Below are 25,929 nucleotides of genomic sequence, written 5' to 3'. Positions count from 1 at the left end.
GCGGCCATTCGTCTGGAAAGCAGATCCCGATGAGATCATTGCAGCAGTCAAACGCGGGCACCAAGCGTTGGAATCAATCCACTAGTCTCTCTACGCTGCTTAAGTGCCCAGGGCTCTGATTTCCTGTTCTACCACACGATAGCGCTCCCTAACCTCCTCTCCGGAGTAGAAGCTGATTAGATCCTGTTTCGACAGGGTTCCGTCCTTCATGAATTTCGCCAGATACCGGCCGTTGAATTCCATCAGGGAAATGCTCTTTTCTAGCCGCGCCAGAATCGCTTTGGCAGTCTCGATATTGGAAAGGACAAGCGAGCGGATGGCTGCCGCGTCAGAAAGATCCTTCGCAGTCCGGCTAACGATGAGGGCGAGTATTTCCAAATCGATGTCATCGCTCTTGGGTCGCAGAACAAGGTCCCGCGCCAACGCATAGGCGATCGCCAAGTTGCGGTAGTCGCCGCGGGCTGAATCCACAATCACCACAAAACCGACACCGGGAATGAACTTCAGGTCGTTGACTTCGGCGAGCACCGAATTGTCAGCCAAAGTAGCGTCCAGAACGATGATGCCGGCCTGTCCGTCGCGGTTGGCTTGGGTCTCCAGAAGTTGGCTCCAGGCGGTGTCGAAAGACTTGGAGAAGACGTCCTTGGATCGGATGTCGCCGAGCCGAATACCCTTGTCGAACTTGCACTCGATAGCGATGCGCGCGCCCGGACGCCCCGCTATCTCGCACAGGATATCCCCCGTCTTGTTCCGCGGAAGCAGTCCTGTGCTGCTTCCGGTTAGATGCACGGTGTCTTCAAACCGGCGTGATTTGATGAGGTCGTTGAGGAAGTCCGCGATCTCAATCTCAGCGTGCGCACCCTTGGCGGCGCTTTTGTAGAAAAGCTCTTGCTTCATATCGAAGATCAGCTTCAGGCTTTCCAGTTCGGTGCCGAGACTGTTTGCAGTTTGAGAGAGGAACGAAGACAGCCGGTCCTCCATCAGAGCAAGGACACCGATGTAGAGCGCTCGATGCAGCTTTTCATCACGATCGGCTGCAGGCAACCGGTTGAAGAAGGCGAACACCACCTCGTTTGCTAGCTCAAAGGACGAGATTTCGACCCGGCGTCGTTTCTGGTCGAGCGAGACGGTTGCCATGCGGTTGGGGCCTCCAGGGTTCAGACGCGGCTGTAGCGGTAGTGTCCCTTCAAGTTCGCGGCTAGAAAGACGCCTTTTGACTCGGACCGTTCGAACTCCTCAGCCATACGTGCCGGCACACCGTAATATTCGTACACGCCTCCATTATTGAACAGAACCTGCAGAACCTGCGTCCCCTCATCGTATCGCAATGCCTGGATGCTGGAGGAAGTGAATGGTGCAAAGTCTCGGAATGCCATGATCTAGGCCTCGTTGGAGTTTGTGAGGGAAGGATTCTGTTGCCGCCAGACACGAACGAAATCGTCGTATGATGCGTCCGCGTTGAGGTGAATATTCCATCCGCCCGGCGATTGGGAATCCTCTGGCATCTGGACGTCGCAGACCAGTGGATCCTGGCTGTCGGGCCTGCGGTCCTTGGGCGGGGCCTGGATAGTTGCTCGCATCGGCATGTTGACGGCTTCGCCTAGCACTATGGCTTCTCCCGTCCGCAAGATAGGCAACATGTTCGTCAGACCCTCAAGATTGTCCGAGAGCGTGCCGGTCACGTGTGAGCGATCGGTCGCGTTGCTCAGCCGTAGCGCGAAAAAAGTTCCGCACTGAGAGAGGATGGTCGGATCGATTTCGGCGGGGCGCTGGCTGACAATCATTGCACCGATGCCGTATTTTCGCCCTTCCTTGACTATCCGCTGCACGATGCTCGCCGCCAGGCCGTCGTTAGCGCCGTTGAGATAGTTGTGAGCCTCTTCCATGACTATCAGCAACGGACGTTCTCGCCCTCCCTCGGAGAGGTTTCGAGCCCAGAACAGTGCATCGTAGAGGACGCGCAGCACGACCCCGATGATGTCGTTGGTCATGGATGACGGCACGCCGGACAGGTCGATGATGCTGGTGTTGCGAGCGCCCCCAATCCATTGCTTCATCAACTCCATTAGGTCTTTTTCGACCTTTCCGTCCAGGGCAGGATGCCAATCACCCGCCTTCAGAAGAAAGTCGAACCGTGACACCCGGAGCTTGGACCCTAAATTTTCAAGCGCGCTGGCGAGATTGAGAGGGTCCGGAAGATAGCGGATCTTCTCATCGTCCCCCTTGATATCCTTGACCCTGCGGAAGCGAGGAGCGACGCCCTTCATCGCGTCGCCCACCATATCGTTGCCCGCGCCATCCTTCTCATACATCCACGAGCTCGGATCAGATGGATTGCCGAGCGCGGGATTGTAAGTTCCGAACTCGGCGCAATACAGGTCATACCAGAGTTTGTTCAGAGAGAAGGGAACAGGGCTGTCTCCGCCGACACTGGCTTCGTCAATCCCGGCAAGTGGGTAGGTGCGCAGGAACGCGCCTTTGGCTGCGATCACGCGTTCTAGGATGACGTTCCGCGCCTTGCCGTCTGCCGGTAGAGCCCCAAAGGTCAGGCGGAGCATTTCATCGAAATTCAGAGCCCAATAGGGGATGCGGAGCGGAAGCTCGTTGGCGGCCTTGGCGTTTGGATTGATTCGAAAAATGTTCGCCCGATCCCCCAGCGCTTTTGGGTATTCTCCATGAAGATCGAGAACAACGATCCTTGATGATGGAAACCGGCCTGGATCCGACAGCGCGGATAGGATGCCTGCGACGGTCGTCGACTTGCCCGATCCCGTGGTTCCGACGATTGCCGAGTGGCGCGTGACCAGTTTATTGATGTCGACAAGGGCGTCGATCGACTCGCTTCCCGTAATGTGTCCTACTCTTACGTAGTTGTTGAGCGCGCCCACGCGGCCGTAGATCGCCTGAAGATCGGTCTCGGAGACGAGGTGAACCTCGTCGTCGATGGTGGGGTACTGGGAGATGCCCCGCTGGAAGCTCTCGGACTTATGACCTTCCCCGATCAGCTGCACCGTCATCCACCGATGACTTTCTGCCTGCTCTCCGACCCTGGAGGCAGGGACAGCACTGGCTCCCACCTGACTGACGATTCCGAATAATTCTGTATAGCCGACCGGGATCTTGACGAAGCTGCCGATCTGGCCGATGCGGTAGCCTTGGCCCCTGACAAAGGTCAGCCCCGAATGCTGCCCGGAACCGAGCGTAACGCTCACAGTCGTTCCACTGACGTCCTGAACCGTGCCAATGACCGTCGCGAGGGCCGATTCAGACGGCGTCATCTTCGGTCACCTCACCGGTGAGATAACGGATCAAAAAGCCGAAATGAGCGAAATTACCTAAGCCGACTTTTGTCTTTCCGTCGGCCGCTTTGATGACTATGCCCGGTGGTATAGAAGAGGAAACGTCATCAGCGAGGGCCTTCCAGAGCCCTTCAATTCGCCCGATTATAGCCGAATGATCGCCCAAGATGCTCAGGTTCGGCAGCTGAAGTCCGCACTCGCGAGCCTTCTTGTAACGAACATCAGCGGGATCACGGTATATAAGGCCGAAGACCTGGGCGGTCGGATTGGCTTCCAGAGACCTGCAGATGACGTCATTAATGTGCTCATCGCTAAACGAATAGCCCGACATGAACAGGATTGCATTCGGCTGAAGGATGAAGGCCTTCAATCGGTCGAGCATTGCCAGATAGGGCATCTTCCGGCTCTGATCGTATTTAAGATGCGACGGATAGATCAGATACGAGGTGCTCGTGTCGCGGTTGTCTGACCGCACGACTCTCTTGCCATCACCCGTCAAGCGCCAATTGAGCGAGCCGTGTATTTTCCATAAGCGCGCCCAGCGAGCTGGAAGCAGGTTTTCATCTTCTACGGCCCCAAGGTCAAAAAACGCCTTCCGAGTTCCGACGAAGCCATCGAAATAAGGTGTGGCGGACTCTTCGAGCGCTTGTTCGACCAAGAGATCGTAGTTGGTAGTAAATATCTGAACCGGTTTGGCGCGTCGGATCGATCGGGCCCAGATCGCCAAGTCGTGATACGCAGAACTGCGATCCGGCAGGGCCTTATCCACTTGTTCACTGATGACGGCGCAAATCTCGGCATCCAGCTGATCGAGCGTTGTTCGGTCGAGCCCTCTGACTGTACTAGGACCAGCAACGGCGGCCAGTTGCCGGATGTAGCTTAAGATATATTCAATATTATTGGCTCCGCCATCGTCCTCGATCACGGCCGTGAGCAACTTCTTCCATGCTTCCTTGTGCGCCCCGACGGCGAAGGTCTCGCTAATCACTTTGGTTAGGCCGGCGACGTCAGGGATCAAGGCCGAGCCGTCGGCCAACCGGATCGATAGCGGACATCCGGCTCCAATGAAGAAGCCGACCGCTCTCTTGTTTTGGGATAGAGCCTGCTGGATATAATGTATCTGGCGTACAGCTTCGTGTTCCAAGTATTTACCCCCGTCGCCCTCACGACGAACTATTTAGCACCGTATCTGATTGCTACGATTCGCGCCAAGGCAGTTGACGGTCCTATAGCAATTAGTGCGATGAGGGTATTGGCGGCAAGCTAAGTCTGGATGACCGCGCGGTGACAAAGAAGAATCACCTCGAAAAGGTCGGCGAGCTTGACGAGAAATTCGCCAAACTCGCCAAATCGTCGGCCAAGTTACTCAAGTCCACCGAGAGCCGAAGAGATCCGGGTGCAGGTGTAGGGTGCGTAGATGTCGCAAATTCCCTCGATGTGTATGTCGTCAGTGTGAAATACGGTTTTCACACTATCGGACATGCCCAAGGAATTTTGACGTCAGCTCACGGGCCAACAGCGGAACGGCCGCCTCTGAGCATCATCATACTGTGTGCTGCCAGTCCGCTCTCGTGAAGATCCTATGGGGATGGAAGGCGACCAGCGCTCTGCCAGAGTGAAGCCGCCAAACATCACCTGGAGGTCAGCATGCAAGCCAACACCACGGCCGCTATCCGCGTCGATCTTGCCGCAATATTTGTCTCGTTAGAACTGTCTCCTTCAAAATGGCTCGTGACTTCGCTTTCGCCAGGTGGGGGCGAGAGAATGTCGAGACACCTCGTGTCGGGGGCGACATTCCGGGTTTGCTCGATCACTTCGCAGAGCTGCAACGAAAGGCGGAAGTGCGGACAGGGCAGCGTTTCCGGGTCATATCAATCCAGGAAGCTGGTCTGGATGGATTCTGGATACATCGGGTCCTCGAACGCGAAGGCATCGAGAGTTATGTCGTTGACCCGGCATCCATTGCCACATCGCGTCGCCGCCGGCGGGCCAAGACCGACAGGATTGACGGGGAAGCACTGGTTCGAGCGTTGCTGGCCTACAACCGCGGCGAGCCTAGGGTTTGCGCCATGTTGCGAGTGCCAACGCTGGAGGAGGAAGACCGTCGCCGGTTGGTGCGGGAGCGGAAGGCTCTGACGAACGAGCGATCAGGCACGTCAACAGGATAAAGGGCCTTTTGTTCAGCCAAGGTGTGTCCGGATACGAACCGTTGAAAGGCGATCGACGCAGATGTCTCGACGCGCTCATTACCGCAGATGGGCGTCCACTGCCGCCAGCGCTCATAGCGCAGATCAGCCGCGAGCTTGATCGCATCGAGTTGCTGATCCAGCAGATCAAGGATGTTGAAGAGGCACGCGACGCCTTGGGGCGCCTGCTCCTGAGTTGGCTTTGGAGTTGGAACAGGAATAGGCGGCTCATCTGTTGGGGAGGTGAGATCGCTTGGCTGCTCTATGGTCGGCAAAGCCACTGGCTCCGGCAAGGTTTTATCCCAGAGACCAAGCTTGATGCCCAGCCCAATCCCGACTGCCGCCACTGCAATGGCCCCGCCTGTCGCCATTCGGCGAATGGCGGTCGCTCGAGCTGTTTTCTCTTGAGCCGCGGCTTGAGCTTGCAGGGTCGGAATTGCCGACCTCTTGACGGCGAGATCGACGGCTTGTTCAAGCAGCGTGGTGTTATGCCTGACGAGCACTTTTGCGGTCCTTCATTGATACCGTCACGAGATCAGCGACCTCAGGCGGCAAATCTTGGTCCAGGGCTTTTCGAAGAACTTCGGGGTCGTCCGTGAAGAGCGGAACATAGAGGATCTCTTTGACCACCTTTTCCACAGGCACCTCAACCCGCTTCTCAACCTCTTTCTCGACCATAACTTCGACTGGTACCTTAATCGTTCGAATTCGGCGCCAACGCCAACTCAGAAGCATTCTGCGGAGCAGCCTGGAAGTCTTGCTCTCTGAATTGTCCTCTTCTCGGGCGGCAATGCGCTGGAGCGCTAGAGCGACCATTGCCGTAATTGGTCCCGCGAGCGCGGCGATGAGCGCGAGCGAGCCGAACCAAATCACAGAGATTATTCCGGCCTGTGCCTCAGTCTCCAGTTCAGGTTTGCTGCCGTACCAGCGGGAGGCAATACGGCGGACCTGATCTGTTCGCGCCATGGGGATCCGCTCCTTCTCCAAACCGCTGAGTTCCTTGGCAATCAGGTCTTGTCTGACCTGGTTTTGGGCCGAGATGTGTGCCTTGTTGGCCTCAGCGGCCTGCGCTTCTGCGAGCCGTTTGCCAGCGTCATCCAATCGGCGCTGCCAAGCCCCGGCATCACTGTCGCGCGTCTGTTCCAACGTCGAGCGTCTATCCATAAGTTTTTGCCTCTGGTCGGCAGTCATAGGAGGGCTGCTTGCCCGCAAACATCGAAACCTGCACGCAGGGCGGCGACCTCTTGGTCGAGCGGCTCTATCTGAGTGTCGAACTTGGCTATAATTTTAGTGCGTGGATTAGCAAGTTTCGCCTTCTAGCCGGCGTGCCGAGTCGCTATCGCCGGAATCGCGCGCCATCTTGATACGTTCAACAAAGCTGTCGCGTTGACGCTCGAACTGATCAACGGCTTCCTTTGCTTCGCCGTCGCGCTGCTGAATCAACGCCAATCGAACCGCGCTTTTTTCCTCCACTTGGTCGCGAACGCGCGACGCTTCTGGAGTAAGGGCGGTCGTTCCCTCCAATTCAGCATTGACCTCGGCAATCTGCGACTGAAAGGTCGCCCGGGATTTTTCCGCAAGAGACGCAAGCTGCTCAATTTCGGAACGCGCCTGTTCGACCTGATCGGATTTTCGGCCAAGTTCGTCGGCCGAGGCCAGCTTCATAGCCTCCTGGGTCCAGCGCGTCGATTTTGTTTACGAGTTCCTCGTAACGCAGTTGGCGCAGAGCACCCGCTCGCTCCATTCCCATAAACACCGTCTCAAAGGTTATGCCTGCCAGAACGAGGAGGAAGACCAAGATCATGGGCTTCCAGAACCAGGACGCACTAAAAAGCAGGGTGGCTATCGGTATTTTGGTGAGCTCAGCAATTGCCACCATGAGAAAGGGCGCACTGGCGAGCGTCAAATCCATGGCAGTTACGGATTCGCTCGCAGAAAACGCCATGGACACCTAGAGCTACGCCTGTCGTAAGGCCAATCGCTGCCGCAGCGATCTTGCTAGCAGAGTGTTTCGCATGGGATCCCATCCTTGTCGCGATCGAGTTTTCCGCCCCATGAGCAGTTTTGCAGGTACCAGTTGGCTTCGTCGCAGGAACCGATCTGCTTGCACGTTCTCCGCGGCTCGCAAGAATAGCCGCTCTGCGCGACCAGCTTACGGCTGATGATGCCCAGCGGGCGACTCGACGGCGCCGCGCCGTCGGCGTGCGCAGCGCGCCATTCCCAGGGTGCCTGAAACGTCCCGGCCCACAGGCCGATCTTTGAGGCTTGGGCTTGCGCCTGCTGCCCCCCATAGGCGCCCTGGCTGTAGTGAGGCCAATCCAGCGCCTGGCCGTGCTTGACCATCCAGGCGGCCACGCCCGCGCCGTCGGCGCGCCGACAATCGCCGACAAAGCGGTGGTAGCGGTCCCACGTCACGAATGTGCATTCGAGCGGCCTCGACGCGGCCAGGAAAGCGTCCAGCGCTTCGGCCGATCGCCGGCCGCAAGGATACCCGGCGCCATTCGCATCGCGGCACAGCTGCCGGCTCTCTGGCGCGTCGATGCCGTTGAAGCGGACGCGCTGGCCGTGGATTTCGATCGTATCGCCGTCAATGACGGAAGCGACACCGGTAAGCGAGGCGGGCGCCGCCCTTCGTGGGCTGGCCTTTGATGCATCGTCGCTACGTTGCGCGCCCGACGGCGCCAGGAAGGCGGCCACCGCCGCCGCTGCCGTAAGACCGAGCATTGCCGGCACGCTCGCAAGTTGGCGCCGCCACAGCTTGGCACCGGTGGGTCTCTGCCACCGATTGGATCGATATTTGCGGTATGGCCTGCTCATCCGCTACGCCGACCAGCCCGGCCATGCGCTGTCGACCATGGGCAGGCCGGCGCAATAGTAATCGTCAAGGAACCGCCCGGTGGACCGGTCGCGGCAGCGCCAGATAACGCTGTAGTTCTGGCCATAGAATTGGTCCCACGCGACGCCATAGGTTTGTGGTGGCGGTGGCCGGTAATATGTTCCGCCTCCATAGCCGTTGTTGGCAGCGACACCCACAGCTGCGCCGCCGACAGCCGCGATTGCTATGCCTGTCGCGACAGCATTGTCGGTTTGCACAAGCCTGGTGCACTTCTCTGCTGTTGCGCCCCTGCGCACTAGAAGGGCCGCTACCCTGCTACGATACTGTTCGTCCGTGCTGCTGGCGAGAACGTGACATAGCGCAACGGTATTCATTGCCGTGAGATCGCTGTCCGACACGACAGCGCTCGTAGAGCAGCCGCTGACGCACAGGGCTGCACTTGCGATGAGTGCTCCAATTTTCATGTGAATCCCCCAAACAAATATTGGGGCGAGTCCGACCTAGAAGTCCAGAGTTTTGTTTTTCACTTTGCTACGATTCACAGCATGCTGCGGCTAGCTGGCATCCACTGCAACCAACCCTTCCGCCGGTCGTTGACTGATGCTGGGTTGATCTCAGCCACTCCAGAACTTGCCCGCTGGCTCAAAACCGGCGGGCTTTTTTTCCGCGACGCCGGAAGGCTCTATCTCGCCGCATGTTGTGGTACATCGGCACGGCGTCATCGGGCCGTGCCGTTGACCAAGGTGGTCCCTCCGCCATGGTCGGCCGGCGCAGCCTTGACCGTCCGCGCGGGCCATCCCAATCAAGCCCGCTGGCTTCGGTCGGCGGCTTTTTATTTGATGCCCGGCGCCGTCGGCTTGGATCTAGATCCTCGCCAGTGCCGGATTTGAAGGTAAGCTGCGGCGGTATGATCGCACTTCGCGCGGACGGACCATTGGTGTGCAGCAAGAGCGCCGAGTTCATTCGGCCAAGATTCTGCACTAGGCCGAGGTAGGTGAAGGCAGATAGCTATCCGGTAATCGACTGGATAAAATTTGGGGGAAACGTCAGGGCGGCCATAACTTTGCAGTCTTCAGACGCGAGGCGGCCTACAACAGCGCTGCCCACCATGCTTGTGGCCCGCGACCCACACGGCTTTTCCCTTCAGATCGTACATTATGCTTCCTTCATGATTACCGATGTCTGCATGACCTTTAGGTCTTCCCGCACCATTTCCGCGGCGAGCTCGCGCACGGATGTCTCATGCACCCAGCCGAGCTTCTCCTTCGCCTTTGTGGCATCGCCCAGGAGAAGATCGACTTCCGTGGGGCGGAAGTAGCGTGGGTCTACCTGGACTAGGCATCTGCCGGTCTCGACATCATAGCCCTTTTCGTCGACTCCCTCACCACGCCATTCGAGCTCGACGCCGACATCTTCGAAAACCCATTCGACGAATTGGCGGACAGGGGTCGTCTTGCCCGTCGCCAGCACGTAATCATCCGGTTGATCCTGCTGCATCATCATCCACATACCACGCACGTACTCACGCGCATGGCCCCAATCGCGTTGAGCATCGAGATTGCCGAGATAAAGCTTGTCCTGCTTGCCGAGGTAGATAGCAGCGGCGGCGCGGGTGATCTTGCGCGTCACAAAAGTTTCGCCGCGCAGTGGGCTTTCATGATTGAAGAGAATGCCGTTGGAAGCATGGATACCATAGGCCTCGCGATAGTTGACCACGATCCAGTAGGCGTAGAGCTTGGCGGCGGCGTAAGGGCTGCGCGGATAAAAGGGCGTTGTTTCGTTCTGCGGTACGGATTGCACGAGGCCGTAGAGCTCTGAAGTCGAGGCCTGATAGAAGCGGGTCTTGTCCTTCAGACCGAGGAGGCGGATCGCCTCAAGAAGTCGCAATGTTCCGATACCGTCGGCGTTTGCTGTGTATTCCGGCGTTTCGAACGACACCTGGACATGGCTCTGAGCGGCCAAGTTGTAAATCTCGTCTGGCTGGGATTCCTGAACTACTCGGATGAGATTAGTCGCATCAGTGAGGTCACCGTAATGCAAAATTAGGCGCGGATCGGGATCGTGCGGGTCTTGGTAGATGTCTTCGATGCGACCCGTGTTGAAGGAAGAGGAACGTCGCTTAATCCCATGAACGACGTAGCCTTTTTCCAGCAGAAGACGCGTGAGATAGGCACCATCCTGTCCCGTTATGCCCGTAACCAGAGCAACTTTCCTGTTCTCGCCCATTTTCTTCCTGCTCTATGGTAGTTGAAGTTTCGAATCTGGCTCGCCACACCGGCGGCCCGCCTCATACCCTATGGTAGGATTTCGACAGATGCGGCGCGGAGCTCGTCATTGACAGTGTCAGCCAGCGAGCACACCTGCTCCGGCTTCGAGGCATAGCAAAACAGAGTCTCGCCGCTAACCTGCCTAAGTCGCACATGCGGCCTGAGTGCCGAACTCAGCTCGCGGGGTGAGCGACATAGATTTCAATCACGTCGCACCCGATTTGCTCATCAATCAGCGAGTTAGGACGCCCTTCTGGGATTCTGCATCCGTTCTCAAGCACGCACAGTCGGTTGCATAGCCGCTCCGCTTCTTCCACGAAGTTGGTGGCCAGTAGAATCGTATTGCCCTGCGCCAGCAGGGCACGTAGCCGTTCCCAGATAGATTGGCGAGCATGTGGGTCCAAGCCACACTAGAACTCCACCATCCCTCTTTTGCGCTGACCAAGTAATCTTTGCCTGCTTCAGCGTCTTCTAATGGAAATTGTTTTGATCAGTGAAATCGATTGTTTGGATGAGGTGCATCCATAAAATGGATTGTTTGACAGGCAGCGCGGCACATCGGCGGCACAAAGTCGTGGGCGCGAGGTTTCGCTCCGCGCGAAGACAAAGTTCGTGGCAGTCGGGGGCTTTGGGCGATCCGCACATCTGAGACGGCGGCGACAAGCCGGGTAGGGCATTACGTATTGACCTCCAAGGAATTTCGGGCGCGCTAGCCCGAAAACGGTAGCTGGGCTTCAACGATGGGCGGGACGAGGCGACCATCAAACTGTGTTTCATACTGTAGGCGATCGCAGTGCGGCGAATTTGAACGGCCGCCTTTGCCAGCCCTCGCCATCGCATCCGGCTACAGGTGCCGAAGATCTTCTCGATCCGAGTACAAATTCTGTGGATCGGTTGGTTCCAGGCGTCGAGCTTTCGGCCTCGTCGCGCCCCCACATAGCGGTTGCGACGATGCGCGGCCTTCCACCCTTGGCGCGCACCGCGTCGCCGAGATGATTGCCTCGGTAGGCGCTGTCGGCAAACACTTCGCCGGGATTGTCGGGCAGAGCATCAGGAACGGCGTTGCCGTCCTCGGTGTGGGCGCCGTGACGGCGATCTCCTCGACAAGGGCCGTCTCGGCGTAGGCACCGAAATGGGCTTTGAAGCAATGAAACGCTGGTCGGCGCTTGTACTTGACCCAATGGCCCTCTTCATCATCTTCGCTGGCCGAGGCGATGATCGCCGCATCGACCGGCGTGCCGATCTTCACCTGGATCGCTGAACTGGCGGGTGATCTCGGCGAACAACAGGGTCATGAACCTCAAGGGCCTGTCGAAAACGGACGAGAGCGGGTTCGCACAGGTGTCGGCTCTGACACCGAGAACCCGCAGAACCGTCGGAACGATCCTCCACATGACTGCAGACGCCAAAATTCCTCTCCCGGCCATCGTCGCACAGCATCGCGTGCCAGTCGCTCAGTCCAGCCGGCTCGAAAGCTATCCGGCAGGAGTTGCGCCATGTTGGCGCACTTGAAAGCGTCAGAGGGCGCCGTGTCGCATCTTTCGGTGGGACCGACGCCATGATGGCCATAAATGACGTGGATGGCCTGCGCCTGACATTCGACGGCTGGCGGGTCCTGCACATCCGTCCTTCAGGAAACGCCCGCAAATGACATGTTACGTTGAGGCAGTTAAGAATTGGACTGAAAAAGGGACTTTGTGGACTGCCTCGACCGGCTGTTTCGCTTAGCTAAGCGCGGCCCCACGTCAGCAGAGGCTCATGGTCAAGGAACGCCTTAGTATCCATCACATGGATGGGCCACATTCACGCAATCAATTTTACACATGTCGCCGGGCGCATTAGAGAACGCTGAATTTAAACCGGAAGCGAGTGTACCCGGCGTCAAGATTTGCGAGCGTCACAGAAGATAAGGATAGGCAGTGCTGAGGGAGCTCTTCTGCCCCACGCGCAGCCTCTACCAAATCGCCCGGCGTAACGGTCGACTAGTATCGATTAAGAGATCCCAAGCCAGATGCAACCTCGTCTCTGAAACGAGATTTCCGAAAATGCAGGTCAGTGGATTGGTAAAGCGCAGGTTCGTCGTCTCTCAGAGGCGTACGGGGTTCGGTGATTGTCTGTGGTCGCTGGCGGCCGCTTGGCGCTACGCTCAGCGGTCGGGACGAACGCTAGCCGTCGACTGGCGCGGGTCCTGCTATCTCGACCAACCCTTCACAAATGCCTTTCCGGTGTTCTTCCAACCGATCAATGACATCGCTGGCGTACCGGCTATTTGCGACGACCGGATCAACGACTTTTCCTTTCCGGGTCCATTCTTCCCGGAGTGGTGGAATAGGCCAGCGATCAACTGCCTTTACCGCCCAGATGAGCAGATTTTCCAAGAGCGCGACGAGTTGGGCGAGCTCTTTCAGGCCGAACACGATGTCGAAGCGAACACAGTAGTGTGTGACGCTTGCTTGATGTGGCGCTGCGATGAGGATGCCGAGCGGCAGGTCTTCCAGAGTGTCAAGCCTCGGTCTGAAATTCAAACACGCATAGATGCCATTTACCAAGAATGTTTTGAGGGGCACAGCATCATCGGGGTTCATGTTCGACATGGTAACGGTGAAGACATCATGGACCATGCGCCCTACTGGGCCAATCCGGAGTTCGCCGTTCGACAAGTGTGCACTGCGGTTGATAAGGCTAAAGCGTTACCGCACCCCAAGCCTGTGCGGCTGTTCTTGTGCACGGACAGCGCGCAAATCCTGGATCATCTGTCGGCCAAGTTTCCCGATCTTCTCACCGTCCCCAAGCATTTCCGATCCGATCAAGACGGCCCCTTACACACTGCAGCACTTGGGATCGACGGCGCAATTTCCGCCCTCGTTGAGATGTATCTTCTCGGGCGCTGCGATACTGTAATTCGGTTTCCTCCGACGAGCGCCTTTACACGATATGCACGCCTTTTCGTACCGCGGGTAATTGAGTTCGATCTGAAGGACCCAAGTCGTTTGATTTTGATAGAAGGCAGCCAAAGAATCTCTCATCTTGATTAAGACCGCTACCTGAGCAATTCGGCAAATGGAACGAACAGGCATAGAGACATCGACCGCAATCCACGAGAGGCGGGCCATGGCATACGCTAAAGGTCCCGCAGCTGCTCAGCTTGATCCGCAGGCTTGAGGATCCGGACACACTGCAGCAGTTCTTGGCTCCCTTCGGGACTGTTGCCGACGTCGATGAAACCAACGGCCTTAGGGCACGAATACAGAATGACGAGATCATTCATCTGCGGCCGTCCGGCAACGCGCCAGAACTTCGCTGTTACTCGGAGCGCCGCAAGACCATCCTAGAGCGACGGCGGTCGTGACGCTGACGCTAAGGGCGCGGGCAATGACGTCCAGAGACGAAATCGAGGTTGTTTAATGAAAGTGGTTCCCGTCATCATCAGCGGTGGAGCCGGATCGCGGCTATGGCCCGCTTCGAGGCAATCGCACCCCAAACCTTTCCTTAAAGTAGCAGATGGACATTCTCTCATTCAGCACACTGTGCTGCGCGTCGGTTCGATAAAGGGCGTAGTGGAACTCGTCGCCGTGACATCTGGGGAACACCTCTTCCTTACCAAGGACGAGTTCGACGAACTAGATTCCGTGGTCCTGCCACGCACCTTTCTGCTCGAGCCTGAAGGCCGGGATACGGCCGCAGCCGTTGCGGCAGCCGCCATCCATGCCAAGGCAACGCAAGGCCCTGACGCGATTCTATGCGTCTTCCCAGCCGATCACATGGTTGGCAACCTGCCTGCATTTTTAGACGTCATGTGCCGGGCCATCGAACATGCGAAGCTCGGGCGGATCGCCACATTGGGCATCGCCCCAACCAGACCGGACACGGCATTCGGCTATATCGAAGCGGATGGTGAGAAAGTCGTCCGTTTCGTTGAAAAACCGGATCTGGACACAGCCAAAGCCTATGTCGCGTCCAAGCGCTTCTTCTGGAACGCCGGCATTTTCTGCTTTAGCGCACAAACCATGCTCGACGAGATGGCATCGCATTGCCCCGCGGTGATCCAGGCCGTCTCCGACAGCTACGAGAACGGGCGCTTCAGTCAAGGCGAAGGCTTTGCCAAAATCGAACTCGCGCCTGAGCATTTCGGCTCCGCCCCGCGAATCTCGCTCGACCACGCTGTCATGGAGAAGACGAACAAACTTGCCGTGGTTGCCTGCGACATGGATTGGAACGACATCGGATCCTGGAACGCAATGGCCGATTTGATCGCCCCCGACCAAAGCGGGAACAGGATACGCGGCGATGTGCATATGGTCGACACGACCGGCAGCTATGTGAGCTCCGACAAGCGCGTCATCGGCACGGTCGGTGTCAGCGATCTGGTGATCGTCGATTCCCCGGACGCTTTGCTTGTCGCATCCCGCGACCGCGTTCAGGACGTCAAGAAGCTGTTCGAGGGCCTCAAGGCTTCAGGACATGAAGCTCACCTGGTCCATAGCACGGTACACCGGCCGTGGGGTACCTACACGGTTCTTGAGGAAGGCGAGCGCTTCAAGATCAAACGCATCGAGGTGAAGCCCGGTCGGCGGCTGAGCCTGCAGATGCACTATCATCGTTCGGAGCACTGGGTCGTGGTCAGCGGCTCCGCGAAAATCGTCAATGGCGAGCAGGAGTTGTTCCTGGCGACAAACGAATCAGCCTACATCCCCTGCGGCCATAAGCATCGGCTGGAGAACCCAGGCAGAATTGACCTGGTGATCATTGAAGTGCAGAGCGGCGATTATCTCGGCGAGGATGATATCGTTCGCTTCGACGACGTATATGGTCGAACGCAGATTTCACCCGCGCATGACGAGAAAGGTCAACGTGTCGCTGGCTAATTGCCACTAGGAAGGCCGTCTGCCCACTCAGGACCGGATGCTTGTGGAATCGGGAATTGACCAAGGCAGCGGCGAATGACCGCAATCGGCATCAGGGTGGGACAAATCAAACGGAAAAGACCGGAGAGCGTAGCAACGCAACACAGTCCCACTGTCGAATAAGCCTTTGATATTTCTGACTTTCCAAGCACCCCGCGCCCACCAAAATGTTTAATGTCAATGGCTTATGGCCGACTTCGCTCTGAAGTGGGCCAAATCGGCCTCGCTATCCCCGCAGCACTCAGTTGATTATTTTCGCATGAAAACGAGCAAGGACAGGGGGAGGGCGATCTTGTGCTGGCTTGTATGTCCAATCTTGCTCCTGTTCGTCGTCAGGTTGTGTGCAGCCGCATAGCGCGGCTATCGCGAGGCTGGAAGCCTCCGATCCATAGGTGCGGCGAACGGGGGCAACGAGGTGCGAATAGGATGGGTGAGCGTATGATCGAGAATACCGCAGCTGCGGTCTAGCGCGAAATGCGGCGTCTGTGGCTCATCGGTCATTGCAGCGCGATGAACCGGAAATCATGACCCTAAGCCGCCCTTCATCAGCCCACCAGCGCCCAGAAGAAGGCGAAGATCCGTCACAATGCCCACCTGTACCAAGGCTTCAAGCAGTTCACCGCGAATGTGAAGACCGCCAGCCATTGCTTCTTCATTTTCGGCCATTCGCTCGCTACGAATGACGACCACATCCTTAACCGCATAGCGCGTGGCAAGTTTCGCAAGCTCTGTGTTGGCATCTATGGTGAACCAGCATCCGCGGATAACCAGCGGATCATGAACCACGCGAACGAGCTAGCGGTGCAGCGCAACGAAAAATCGCCGCTTGATGTCGTCTTTTATGATGCTGCTACAGTTCATGTCTGGGGTTTAGGGTTAGAAGCGGAATGACTGCCAACCAGGTCATCGAGCCGGAAACTGACCGGCCGGTCGGCCCAAAAATGACATTCAGTTGCCTCCAGCCTTTCGACACGAGCCACTTCACGATCTCGCGATTGCCAGCTAGCGGCTTGTTGCTCGAGCTGCGCGATCCTAGTCTGTGGTCGCTATGCCTCAGCAAGAACAGTCCGGTTTCTAGCCGGGCGGAGGGGCAACGAGATAGCCAGCTCAGGACAAGGAGAGTAAGCCATGGTCGCTTTTACCCTCAATGGCGAGGCGCGAACACTCGACGTCGATCCAGAGATGCCGCTGCTCTGGGCGATCCGTGACGGCATCGGACTCACAGGAACGAAATTCGGTTGCGGCCTTGCCCAGTGCGGCGCTTGCACGGTTCACGTTAACGGCATGCCGACGCGCTCGTGCCAGACCGCAGTCGGCGACATCGAAGGAGCCTCGATCACCACCATTGAGGGCGTGTCGGGCAAGATCGGCGAAACGGTCCAGGCCGTGTGGGCCGAGTTCGACGTACCTCAATGCGGCTATTGCCAGTCTGGCCAGATCATGTCGGCCGTGGCCCTCCTGACAGAGACGCCGAAGCCGACGGACGATGATATTGATTCGGCGATGAGCGGCAATCTCTGCCGCTGCGCCACCTATCATCGCATCCGCGCGGCCATCCACGAGACCGCCAACCGGCTGGAGACTTGAGGCATGTTGCAGTTTCTCCCGAAGCATAATGCCGTGGGGCCCACGCGCCGCCAGTTCCTCCTCGGCACGGCCGTCACCACCGCGGGCCTCGCCGTGGGCTACCGGCTAATGATGGCCGCGCCCGCCAACGCACAAACGACGCCTGCAGCGGTCCAGGCGAACCCCTTCCAGACCTATGTCGAGATCACACCGGAGAACCGAATCGTCATCCACTCGTCGCAGTTCGAGATGGGACAAGGCTCCTATTTCGGCATCGCCACCCTGGTTATGGAAGAGCTCGACGGCGCCTGGGCGCAGGTCCACGTGGTCGGCGGATATGGCAATACCGCGCTCTACGGCAATCTCGCCTGGGGCGGGGCCGCGCAGGGAACCGGTGGCTCCACGTCGATGAGCTCGTCGTGGGAGCGCTATCGCAAGGCGGGTGCTGCCGCACGGGCCATGCTGGTGGCGGCCGCGGCGCAGCGGTGGGACGTGCCAGCCGGCGAGATCACAGTCGCTTCCGGGGTCGTGTCGCACGCCTCAGGGATGCAGGCGCGCTTCGGTGACCTGGCTGAAGCCGCAGCGGGAATGCCGGTTCCCGACGACGTGCCGCTAAAGCCGCGCGACAAGTGGGCCCAGATCGGATCGGACAGCCTCAAGCGCTACGATTCCGCCGGCAAGACCAATGGCGCGCAGACCTACACGATCGACCTCAAGATGGATGGACTCAATACGGCCGTTATGATCCATCCGCCGAAGTTCGGCGCTGAGATCGAGAGCTTCGACGCCTCCAAGGCCAAGGCACTCGACGGCATTGTCGATGTCGTCCAGACGCCGCGCGGCATTGCCGTCGTCGGCAGGGACATGTGGACGGCGCTCAAGGGCCGCGATCTCGTGGAGGTGACCTGGAACGAAGAGAAGGCCGGAAGGCGCGGCACGGCCGAGATCATGGCCGAATACACTAAGGCAGCAGACGATCCGGGCGCGGCCACCGCGCGCGACGACGGTAACACTCCCGCAGCGTTGGCCAGTGCTGAGAAAGTCATCCAAGGGCACTACGAATTCCCCTATCTTGTCCATGCTTCGATCGAGCCACTCAACGCGGCCGCCCGAATCAACGAAGACGGCACCATCGACGTGTGGGGCGGACACCAGATGCCCGACCTTTATCAGGCGGCTGCCGCTCAAGTAGGCGGCACCACGCCGGACAAGGTGAGGCTGCACGTGATGAAGACCGGCGGCAGCTTCGGCCGCCGAGCGGTCTCGGACGCAGATCTCATTATAGAAGCTGTTTCCACAGCGCGTGCACTGGGACCCGGCAAGCCAGTGAAGGTGCAGTGGACCCGCGAGAACGACATGCGGGGTGGGCGGTACCGGCCGACCTATGTGCACGCAGTCGAGGCGGGGCTCGACAAGGAAGGCAATGTCGTCGCTCTCCATGACCACATCGTGGGCCAATCGATCGCGGGCGGTTCGCCCTTTGCGGCGATGATCGAGAACGGCATCGATCCGACCTCCGTGGAGGGCGCCACCAACCTGCCCTATGCGATCCCGAACCTGAAGGTCGAGCTGACCACCACGGACGTGAACATCCCAGTGCTGTGGTGGCGTTCGGTAGGCTCCACCCACACCGCTTACGCAATGGAAACCCTGATCGATGAGCTCGCCGCCGCTGCGAACCGTGATCCGGTCGACTTCCGCTTGTCGATGCTCGGTCACCATCCACGGCATGCCGGCGTGCTGAAATTGGCTGCTGAGAAGGCAGGCTGGGACAAGCCTCTGCCGGAAGGCCGTTTCCGCGGCGTGGCCCTGCATGAAAGCCTCTCGACCTATGTCGCCGAGGTGGTGGAGATCACCTTCAACGATGCAAATGATTTCAAAGTCGACCGCGTCGTCTGCGCGGTAGATTGCGGCACCGCGATAAATCCTGACCAGATCCGCGCTCAGATGGAGGGCGGTATCGGCTTCGGCCTAGGCGCGATCCTCCAGGAGGAGCTGACCCTGACGGGCGGTGTCGTAGACCAAGAGAACTACGACACCTATATGCCGCTCAGGATCGAGCAGATGCCGCGCGTCGAGGTGCACATTGTGCCGTCCGACGAGCCGCCCAGGGGCGTTGGCGAGCCGGGTGTGCCGCCGATCGGCCCGGCCGTCGCCAACGCGCTACGGGCGGCGACGGGCAAGACGATCCGCAAGCTGCCGATCATAAAGAACTTGTCAGCATAGCCGGGAATGACACCATGAAAACGGCCGCGATGAAGATCGCGGTCGTAGGTCGTTTTTGAACGCCTCCTGACAGGCGATCACCTCCATTCGATCAATTTCCGGCGGCTGCCCGGTCCAATATCCGGTTTAGAGACTGTAACCCGTGTTCTGAACGACCGCAGACGGTCGTTGGTGCTGGTAGCACTAAAGAACCGCTTTCGAGACGCAAATGCCGCACGCAAATGTCTCGAAAGGGTCACGCTAGAGACTTTGTACCACCTAGTTGCATGTCTGCTATCGCTTTCTTGGCGCGAGAAGCGGCCGGTCCTCTGACGGCCCCATAACAGGACATTGATGTCTTCGCGCTGAGCGTCAGCAGTTGGCGCTACCGCGACCTTTCTCAGGAAGGCTGCACACCGACGCGATCTTCCTTTCGCCTTGCGCAAACCTCCCTTCCGAGTGAGGCGTTCAGTGCGTCGGCTTGGTGGACTGAGGCACTTCTGAGTGGGACAACAACATCGAAAAACATTGGAAAAGATTTGAATACTCTGAAGTCCCACTGATCTCTAAGAAATTGATTTTTATCGCTTTCTGAACACCCTCCGGGCCCACCAAATCCTTTGATTTTATTGCGAAAAAGTGGTCTCAGCCCAAAACGTTTTGGGCCCGTTATGGGCCCAACAAAAAAGGGCGGCCGATAAGCCGCCCTGCACCGGTCCGATTGAAACCATTCACTTGATGACGCGAAGCGGTGTCCGCTGCTTTATGGCGTCGCGTTTCGCCTCCCGCTCGTTGATCGCGCGGGCGATATCGACGGCCATCCGCTTCTTGTTGGCTTCCCGTACGTACGCGTCCGTCACCGTCATCGAGGAATGTCCCATCGCTTCCATAATGGCGCGTGCCTGGATGTTGCATTCGGCGAGATACGTGCCGAAGGTACGCCGGAGCCCGTGCAGGGTGTAGCCCTCCGGAATGCCGGCCTGCTTGTTCCAATGTGCCATCATGCCGGTGAGGCTTTTTTCCGCAAACGGACGCCCATAGCCATTCCTCAATACCGGTCCACCTTTCGAACGGTCTAGCGGCTCCAGAGCCTGCGCCAGCTTGTCCACGACGGGGATAAACACTTCCCTGCCGCCGTGGCGGTTTCGGTTCTTTTTCTGCCGGAACTCGAAGGCCTCGATCAAAACCAGCGAGCCATCGAACAGTTCGATTTCCTCGCTGACCAGATCTTCCCATTCCAGTGTGGCGATATCGCCGCGTCTATTCCCGAGCCAGAAGCCGAGGGCATAGCAGGTGCGCGCCGCCGAGCCGACCGCATGGCGCGACTCGAACTTTTCACGAATGGCCATCGGCCACCCGGGATTGGCCGTCGATTTGGGAATGCGAACGCGAATTGACAGCGAAGGGTCGTCCTGCGGCTTGATCCACTTCTCAACGTCAATCGCCACCCAAAGGAGCTTTTTGATCGCTACCAGCAGGTGCTTTGCGACTGTCCGTCTGGTGCCAAAGACGCCTTCGATAATCGCACGCAGACGGTCGGCATCGAGATGCTCGATCGGCGTGTCGCGCCAGGTCAGCGGATAGGCGGGATCGACCTTCATCTCAAGGAAGCGTTCAATAAGCCGAGCATTCTTCTGCTGGGTCGCTTGGTCGAAGTCCAGCCATTCCATCGTCGTTTCAAGTCGGCGGGCAGCATGACCGAAAGTCTTTGGCAACGCCCGTCCAGGCAAGTCGATGATGACACCGTTTTGACGTTGGCCTTGCGTTGCCTGTTCATAGGCGGCTTCGAACTCAGGAGAGCCTGGTCCGCCAGGAAGCCGAATTTCGGGCATTCCTTTGCCGCGATAGCGATAGATGAGCTTTCCGTTCTTGATGCGCGACGAAACGCCGGGGTAGCGGACATCTTTGAATGGCCTGGCCATTAAATCTCCCTTTGAGTTTTCCGCTGCCGTTGCTCCACAGGCGGGCAATCCTCCAGCATTGCCTGAAGCGAAAGGGTCTTGCTTTCCATGGCAACGCGCAGGAGTACCGGGTAAGGGAAGCCTCGACCTTGCTCTATGCCTTCAAAAGTGCGTTTCGGTATTCCCAAGACCTTGGCTGCACTCTCGGCGGTGAATCCTCCCTTCGCCCGCCAGCCTTTCACTTCTCGCGCGAGCTTTTCATTGTCGTTCACGTCATCTCTTTCGCTCAGGCGATGACCGTACTACGCCTGCAGCGTATACGCAATGTGCGTAGTTGCTTATCTCCTTATCGGCTCTCGTTTGCTCCGCTCCAGTAGTTGTTGGAGACCATTGTCTTTGTCTGGCAGGGCGGAGAAAGCGATATCGAGCGCCACACGATCCCAGATGGCGCGACTGTTGACGTGCTTAGGCCTCGGCATGCGGCCGTCAGCAACCATGTCGTCGAATAGTGTCGATCCGACACCGACATAGCGCGCTGCTTCCTGACGAGAGAGGCCGCGGGGTGGGTACGAGAGCGCGTCACTCTTCATAGACGCGGCCTCGAGAACGTCGGTATCGAAACAGCACAACGATATCAAATCCAGGCGGCTGGCTGCTTCGACAAGCCTCGGTCCCGATAAACGGGGCCATATTGCAGTCGGCACAACAAATCCACATCCCGCACCATCCGGTAATGAAGAGATCGTATTGCCCTAGATACGGGATGTTGCGTGGTGCGGAAGCTACCTCGCCGGCTCGTTCGGGAAAGGCGAGTAGCGACGTGCAAATCGGCAGGGTAAGATGCGGCAGAATGTTCCGGTGCAGATTTCGGGGGTTCAAGTCGCTAGAGCGCTACCTCCTTTCCCCCCACGCATCGAACTGCCAGTTCCGACTTCGCTGCAGCGGCTAACGAAACAAGGCCGTCCTGCCTACCATCTGGCGCAGGGAGTGCCTTGCCCTCCGAAGGCAGAGGTCACAAGTTCGAATCTTGTCGGGTGCGCCAAAATATTCAGTAAAATCGACATATTATAGATAGAGAGCGCACGCGCACTTCCCAAGGTGGCGAGAACCATTGCGGGGGCGAGCGTAGCGTCCATCCTCGGACAGACGGCGATAGGCCTTCGTCCTAAGTGCCAACAGGTGATCGGCTTTTGGTGGTCTGTGGCGATCTGGGACGCACCCTCTGGTCTGGTCCGTTTGATTGGGAGTGTAGATGATAGGGTTTGTCCGAGTATGCGCATCGTAGCGTCGGGGGGATCGTGATAGCGGAGGACCGGTTTCAATGGAATCGCGTCAAATCACCAGTACATACATCGGCTATTTGAGGTTCGCCTCAAGCTTTTCATCCCCAGAAGAATTGCCTCCCAGGTGCGGCTCGATATCCGAAGCTTGGCGATCCTATCCCACATCCGAGATACCTCCTCAGAACATGATCGATAATAGTGTTGCAGACGCGCCACGGCAATTGCTTGCCGCGATCAGCTCCGAGAGCGCTCCGAGGATTGCTCATTCCGACGACGTACATCAATAGGGCGTAGCGAGGATCGACCCGCCTCCGCCAATCGGACCGAGCGTACACCCGATCAGTGATCCTGAAACCGATCGCGGGCAGGAACTGCTTGAGAGAGCCATCCGATTCGTCACTAACCCCAGACCGATGCTGGCAGCGCGTCGAGCGGTATCCTCAGATAACGCCGGCCATTTTCCTCGACCTGAGGCAGTTCCCCTCCGCGGATATTGACCTGCAGGGCATGCAATATGAGTTTTGGCATTGGCAATGTCCTGTCTCGGGCCTCTCGAAGCCTGATGAACGTACTCCGAGAATGACCGGCGACATGCGGGTTTTTCTCTTTCTGCTCCGCTACCGAACTCTCCCACAGAGCCTGGCGCCCTCCAGGCCTGTAGTCATGCCCGGTGAAGAGGCGCGTCGGGTCGGGTAGGCTCAAAATGTCCTGGATCGACTTCCATAGGTCAGCTGCGCTGCCACCTGGAAAATCTGCACGGGCGGAGCCGCTATCGGGCATGAAAAGTGTGTCGTGAATGAACGCTGCATCGCCGATGACATAGCTTATCGACGCCAAGGTGTGTCCTGGCGAGTGCATGACGCGCGCTACCAGCTCGCCGATGTTGAAAGTCTCGCCGTCGCAAAACAGCCGATCCCATTGTGAGCCGTCGCATGCGAGATCTGGCCAATTGTAGATTTGCCGCCAGATCTGCTGCACTTGCTTCACGTGCTCGCCGATCGCTGTCGGCACGCCGCTTTTCGCCTTGAGATAGCGCGCGGCCGAAAAGTGATCCGCATGCGGATGGGTGTCCAGAATCCATTCGAGCTTCAGATTGTGGCTGTTGACGTAGTCGAGGATCACGTCCGCATTTGTCGTAGCTGTCGAGCCGGACTTTTCGTCGAAATCGAGCACTGGGTCGATGATGGCGCATCTTCGCGAACTCGGACATGCAACGACATATTGGACGCTGCCCGTACGTGCATCGTAGAACCCGGCGACCTCAGGCTGCTGCATGGGAGATACCCTCGGCTGCTGCTCGCGGGAAGAAGATCGCCCGGCCAGGATCGAGGTCGTAGTCATGTTCGAAGTCCGTTGCGTCCGACGCAATCTGCGCTACAGCATCGAGTATGAACTGCACCTTCTCATCGGGCAGCAGAACGCTGAAATTCAACCGGGTGAACCCAGGCTTTTTCGTTTCATCGCCGGAGAGAATGGCTTGCCTTATTTCCTCGGACTGGTCGTCGTCGATCGATAGCAGTCTGTGCACATACGGGCCGGCACAGGCGCAGCCACCGCGCGCCTGAATCCCGAACCGGTCGCTTAGCATGCGCGTGATCAGCTGCTGGTGGACGTAGCCACCCTTTCCGTTTTCGACCCTAAAGGAAAAGATCGGAAGCCGCTCAGGATCCGACAGGCCGAGGAGCTCCAGCCGCGTCACGTCTTTCCATGCGCGAAAGGCACGGCGCACTAACTCGCGGTTGCGCGCTACCATCATATCAAGTCCGATCGCATCTTTGACGATGAAGGCCAGCGCGGCTCGTATGTCGCCGATCACGTTCGGCGTACCGGCTTCCTCGCGGGATTCGAGGCTGTCGCTGTAATCGTGTGTCTTGGGGGACACGAATTTCACCGTCCCGCCACCTGGCCACGACGGCTTTGTCTCTGAAAGTCCGTCGCGTCGAACGATCAAGATGCCGGAGGCACCGGGGCCGCCGAGGAACTTGTGAGGCGATACGACTATCGCGTCGATCTCGGCATCAGGGGCGGGCGACATGGAAATCGGCAGGTACGGACCTGCGCCCGCATAATCCCAGATCATCTTTGCGCCGGCGGCCTTCACGATCGCGGTGATGGCCGCGACATCGCTGGTGATGCCCGTGACGTTCGAGGCCGCGGACATCGCGGATATCGTGAGACTTGGCGACCGGTCCGAAAGGGCGTCCTTGAGGTGAGATAGGTCCGGCCCGCCAGACGGACCTTCCGCGACTTCAATGATCTCTGCTCCGCTCTCGCGCCAAGGCAGAATGTTGGAGTGATGCTCATAAGGACCGATAATGATCCGAGGGCGCTTCCCCACTGCCACGGCTTCAGCGACGCCCAATAGCTTTACGAGGCGGTTGATCCCCGACGTAGCGCCGGAGCCGGTGAAGATCACAGCATGCCGTTCGGTGGCCCCGCAGAATTGACCGATCAGGGCGCGCCCTTCCCGACGCATGCGGGTCATGAAGCCTCCGCAATACGAGGCTTCTGTGTGGCTGTTCGCGTAGTACGGCAGGACCTCGTCAAGCACAAAGCGCTCGATCTGATGGAGCGCGCGGCCTGACGCGACATAGTCGGCGTACACCAGGTCCTTTGGCCCGTAGGGACCCACGATTTTTGCCGTCGATCCCACAAGCCCATCCCGAAGGTCGGCGGTCATGTCAGCCTTTTTCTTCAGCCCCTGGCGGAACTTTGACAGAGGGGTCTCGGTCTGCCTTGTCGTTGGATGAGCAGCTTGCACGGTCAGTCTCCCGGCTCGGATATTGACTCAGATTGTAGCCTGCTCCACGGTCGGAAAATTCACCTATTTCCTGCAATTTTGCGCCGAGACCGTGTCAGATGATCGAAGATCGCGTGAAAATCGATGCATTTGATATGAAGATCTTGACGGCCATGCAGATCGACGCAAGCCTTTCGCAGCGAGATTTGGCGGAGCGGGTCGGCCTGTCCCAGAATGCGTGCTGGCGGCGGATTCAGCGCCTCCAGTCGCTAGGTCTTATCCGCGGGTCTCACAGCAGTATCGATCTCCGCGCCCTGGGGCTCGATCTGACGGTTTTCGTAATGGTCCGCACTCGCCACCATTCCAAGGAGTGGAGTGAGGCGTTCCGTACCCATGTCGAACGGCTACCGGAGGTGATCGATTTCTATCGGATCGGAGGGGATTGGGACTACCTGATCAAGGTCGTGACGCAAGGCATGTCCGGCTACGATGCATTCTACCAGAAACTGATCACGAACTTCGACCTGGCTACGGTGACAGGCTTCTTTTCCATGGAAGCGATCATCAACAATCGTCCAGTGGATCTGACCAATCTGCGATGAGGCGGCGCCCGCTGTAGGACGCTTCGCCTTCATCGTCGCCAAGCCTTCGGCCGTGGCTCACCAGGGTGAGGTGTCGATTTTTTACAAGAGCCCGCAGGTGTGGCAGAGCGTTCGCCCATCAGTTGTTTGCAGGCCTCAAC

The 25,929-nt window shown here is 58.2% G+C and carries 23 protein-coding genes and 2 pseudogenes; 9 read left to right on the top strand and 16 right to left on the bottom strand.

What is annotated here, in order from left to right:
• Positions 1 to 99: 99 nt before the first annotated feature.
• Genes NKH60_RS28850 through NKH60_RS28835 form a run of 4 tightly spaced genes read right to left on the bottom strand, consistent with a single transcriptional unit; the run spans position 100 to position 4,443 of the window.
• Positions 100 to 1,137: a hypothetical protein gene (locus NKH60_RS28850; protein WP_023718712.1), complete on the bottom strand. Its 1,038-nt coding sequence runs from the start codon at positions 1,135 to 1,137 to the stop codon at positions 100 to 102.
• 20 nt (positions 1,138 to 1,157) lie between these two features.
• Positions 1,158 to 1,376, bottom strand: a complete 219-nt coding sequence (locus NKH60_RS28845) for a KTSC domain-containing protein (protein ID WP_023718711.1) — start codon at positions 1,374 to 1,376, stop codon at positions 1,158 to 1,160.
• 3 nt (positions 1,377 to 1,379) lie between these two features.
• On the bottom strand, positions 1,380 to 3,278 hold the full coding sequence (locus NKH60_RS28840; RefSeq protein WP_023718710.1) for an ATP-binding protein: 1,899 nt from the start codon (positions 3,276 to 3,278) through the stop codon (positions 1,380 to 1,382).
• On the bottom strand, positions 3,265 to 4,443 hold the full coding sequence (locus NKH60_RS28835; RefSeq protein WP_352874275.1) for an SIR2 family NAD-dependent protein deacylase: 1,179 nt from the start codon (positions 4,441 to 4,443) through the stop codon (positions 3,265 to 3,267). Before NKH60_RS28835 ends, NKH60_RS28840 begins: the two co-directional genes overlap by 14 nt.
• A 503-nt stretch (positions 4,444 to 4,946) precedes the next feature.
• Here NKH60_RS28835 and NKH60_RS28830 point away from each other — a divergent pair.
• Positions 4,947 to 5,652 (top strand): annotated as a pseudogene (locus NKH60_RS28830) (IS110 family transposase); the annotation flags it as partial.
• 319 nt (positions 5,653 to 5,971) lie between these two features.
• On the opposite strand, the gene NKH60_RS28825 reads toward NKH60_RS28830, so the two are convergent.
• On the bottom strand, positions 5,972 to 6,676 hold the full coding sequence (locus NKH60_RS28825) for a hypothetical protein (protein ID WP_352680970.1): 705 nt from the start codon (positions 6,674 to 6,676) through the stop codon (positions 5,972 to 5,974).
• Between the two features lie 108 nt (positions 6,677 to 6,784).
• A complete protein-coding gene (locus tag NKH60_RS28820; protein ID WP_352874273.1) occupies positions 6,785 to 7,150 on the bottom strand; it encodes a hypothetical protein in 366 nt (121 codons plus the stop codon).
• A gap of 137 nt (positions 7,151 to 7,287) precedes the next feature.
• Here NKH60_RS28820 and NKH60_RS28815 point away from each other — a divergent pair, with 137 nt between their 5' ends.
• A complete protein-coding gene (locus NKH60_RS28815; protein WP_352700475.1) occupies positions 7,288 to 7,440 on the top strand; it encodes a hypothetical protein in 153 nt (50 codons plus the stop codon).
• 43 nt (positions 7,441 to 7,483) lie between these two features.
• Here NKH60_RS28815 and NKH60_RS28810 read toward each other — a convergent pair whose 3' ends face one another.
• The 5 genes and pseudogenes from NKH60_RS28810 to NKH60_RS28790 all read right to left on the bottom strand — a co-directional run bounded on the left by NKH60_RS28810 (position 7,484) and on the right by NKH60_RS28790 (position 11,837).
• Positions 7,484 to 8,182, bottom strand: coding sequence for a thermonuclease family protein (locus NKH60_RS28810; RefSeq protein WP_352874271.1), 699 nt, complete (start codon positions 8,180 to 8,182; stop codon positions 7,484 to 7,486).
• A gap of 123 nt (positions 8,183 to 8,305) precedes the next feature.
• The gene (locus tag NKH60_RS28805) at positions 8,306 to 8,578 is read right to left on the bottom strand and encodes a hypothetical protein (protein ID WP_023680062.1); all 273 of its coding nucleotides are present in this window, start codon (positions 8,576 to 8,578) and stop codon (positions 8,306 to 8,308) included.
• An 898-nt stretch (positions 8,579 to 9,476) separates the two neighbouring features.
• On the bottom strand, positions 9,477 to 10,547 hold the full coding sequence (gene gmd, locus NKH60_RS28800; RefSeq protein ID WP_023718702.1) for a GDP-mannose 4,6-dehydratase: 1,071 nt from the start codon (positions 10,545 to 10,547) through the stop codon (positions 9,477 to 9,479).
• Positions 10,548 to 10,678: 131 nt separating this feature from the next.
• Positions 10,679 to 10,995: pseudogene (locus tag NKH60_RS28795) on the bottom strand (nodulation factor ABC transporter ATP-binding protein NodI); the annotation flags it as partial.
• A gap of 437 nt (positions 10,996 to 11,432) precedes the next feature.
• On the bottom strand, positions 11,433 to 11,837 hold the full coding sequence (locus NKH60_RS28790; RefSeq protein ID WP_352844794.1) for a hypothetical protein: 405 nt from the start codon (positions 11,835 to 11,837) through the stop codon (positions 11,433 to 11,435).
• A gap of 796 nt (positions 11,838 to 12,633) precedes the next feature.
• Here NKH60_RS28790 and NKH60_RS28785 point away from each other — a divergent pair.
• The 6 genes from NKH60_RS28785 (at position 12,634) to NKH60_RS28760 (ending at position 19,284) form a co-directional block, all read left to right on the top strand.
• Positions 12,634 to 13,623 carry a nodulation protein NodZ gene (locus tag NKH60_RS28785; protein ID WP_023718699.1) on the top strand — a complete coding sequence of 330 codons (990 nt, stop codon included), beginning with the start codon at positions 12,634 to 12,636 and terminating at the stop codon, positions 13,621 to 13,623.
• Between the two features lie 110 nt (positions 13,624 to 13,733).
• Positions 13,734 to 13,937 (top strand): hypothetical protein, encoded by a 204-nt coding sequence (locus NKH60_RS28780; RefSeq protein ID WP_348633214.1) that lies wholly within the window; start codon positions 13,734 to 13,736, stop codon positions 13,935 to 13,937.
• Between the two features lie 55 nt (positions 13,938 to 13,992).
• On the top strand, positions 13,993 to 15,453 hold the full coding sequence (locus tag NKH60_RS28775) for a mannose-1-phosphate guanylyltransferase/mannose-6-phosphate isomerase (RefSeq protein ID WP_352874267.1): 1,461 nt from the start codon (positions 13,993 to 13,995) through the stop codon (positions 15,451 to 15,453).
• Positions 15,454 to 16,068: 615 nt separating this feature from the next.
• On the top strand, positions 16,069 to 16,383 hold the full coding sequence (locus NKH60_RS28770; RefSeq protein WP_084642609.1) for a DUF4917 family protein: 315 nt from the start codon (positions 16,069 to 16,071) through the stop codon (positions 16,381 to 16,383).
• Positions 16,384 to 16,620: 237 nt separating this feature from the next.
• On the top strand, positions 16,621 to 17,079 hold the full coding sequence (locus NKH60_RS28765; RefSeq protein WP_352467057.1) for a (2Fe-2S)-binding protein: 459 nt from the start codon (positions 16,621 to 16,623) through the stop codon (positions 17,077 to 17,079).
• Positions 17,080 to 17,082: 3 nt separating this feature from the next.
• Positions 17,083 to 19,284 (top strand): xanthine dehydrogenase family protein molybdopterin-binding subunit, encoded by a 2,202-nt coding sequence (locus NKH60_RS28760; RefSeq protein WP_352874265.1) that lies wholly within the window; start codon positions 17,083 to 17,085, stop codon positions 19,282 to 19,284.
• A 710-nt stretch (positions 19,285 to 19,994) separates the two neighbouring features.
• Here the strand turns inward: NKH60_RS28760 and NKH60_RS28755 are convergent.
• The 5 genes from NKH60_RS28755 to NKH60_RS28735 form a co-directional block, all read right to left on the bottom strand.
• Positions 19,995 to 21,185, bottom strand: a complete 1,191-nt coding sequence (locus NKH60_RS28755; protein WP_352874263.1) for a tyrosine-type recombinase/integrase — start codon at positions 21,183 to 21,185, stop codon at positions 19,995 to 19,997.
• Positions 21,185 to 21,436 (bottom strand): helix-turn-helix domain-containing protein, encoded by a 252-nt coding sequence (locus NKH60_RS28750; RefSeq protein WP_352874261.1) that lies wholly within the window; start codon positions 21,434 to 21,436, stop codon positions 21,185 to 21,187. Before NKH60_RS28750 ends, NKH60_RS28755 begins: the two co-directional genes overlap by 1 nt.
• A 66-nt stretch (positions 21,437 to 21,502) precedes the next feature.
• Positions 21,503 to 21,754, bottom strand: a complete 252-nt coding sequence (locus NKH60_RS28745) for a hypothetical protein (RefSeq protein ID WP_352594772.1) — start codon at positions 21,752 to 21,754, stop codon at positions 21,503 to 21,505.
• A gap of 1,092 nt (positions 21,755 to 22,846) precedes the next feature.
• Complete coding sequence (locus NKH60_RS28740) at positions 22,847 to 23,722, bottom strand: MBL fold metallo-hydrolase (RefSeq protein WP_352874259.1); 876 nt, start codon at positions 23,720 to 23,722, stop codon at positions 22,847 to 22,849.
• Positions 23,709 to 25,127 (bottom strand): aminotransferase class V-fold PLP-dependent enzyme, encoded by a 1,419-nt coding sequence (locus NKH60_RS28735; protein ID WP_352874257.1) that lies wholly within the window; start codon positions 25,125 to 25,127, stop codon positions 23,709 to 23,711. Before NKH60_RS28735 ends, NKH60_RS28740 begins: the two co-directional genes overlap by 14 nt.
• A gap of 179 nt (positions 25,128 to 25,306) precedes the next feature.
• On the opposite strand from NKH60_RS28735, the gene NKH60_RS28730 reads away from it, so the two are divergent.
• The gene (locus tag NKH60_RS28730) at positions 25,307 to 25,789 is read left to right on the top strand and encodes an Lrp/AsnC family transcriptional regulator (protein ID WP_352874256.1); all 483 of its coding nucleotides are present in this window, start codon (positions 25,307 to 25,309) and stop codon (positions 25,787 to 25,789) included.
• Positions 25,790 to 25,929 lie beyond the last annotated feature (140 nt).

Source organism: Mesorhizobium sp. M1006 (genome assembly GCF_040318825.1).
In the GTDB taxonomy this organism is placed as follows: domain Bacteria; phylum Pseudomonadota; class Alphaproteobacteria; order Rhizobiales; family Rhizobiaceae; genus Mesorhizobium.
This window is presented reverse-complemented; position numbering and strand designations above follow the sequence as displayed.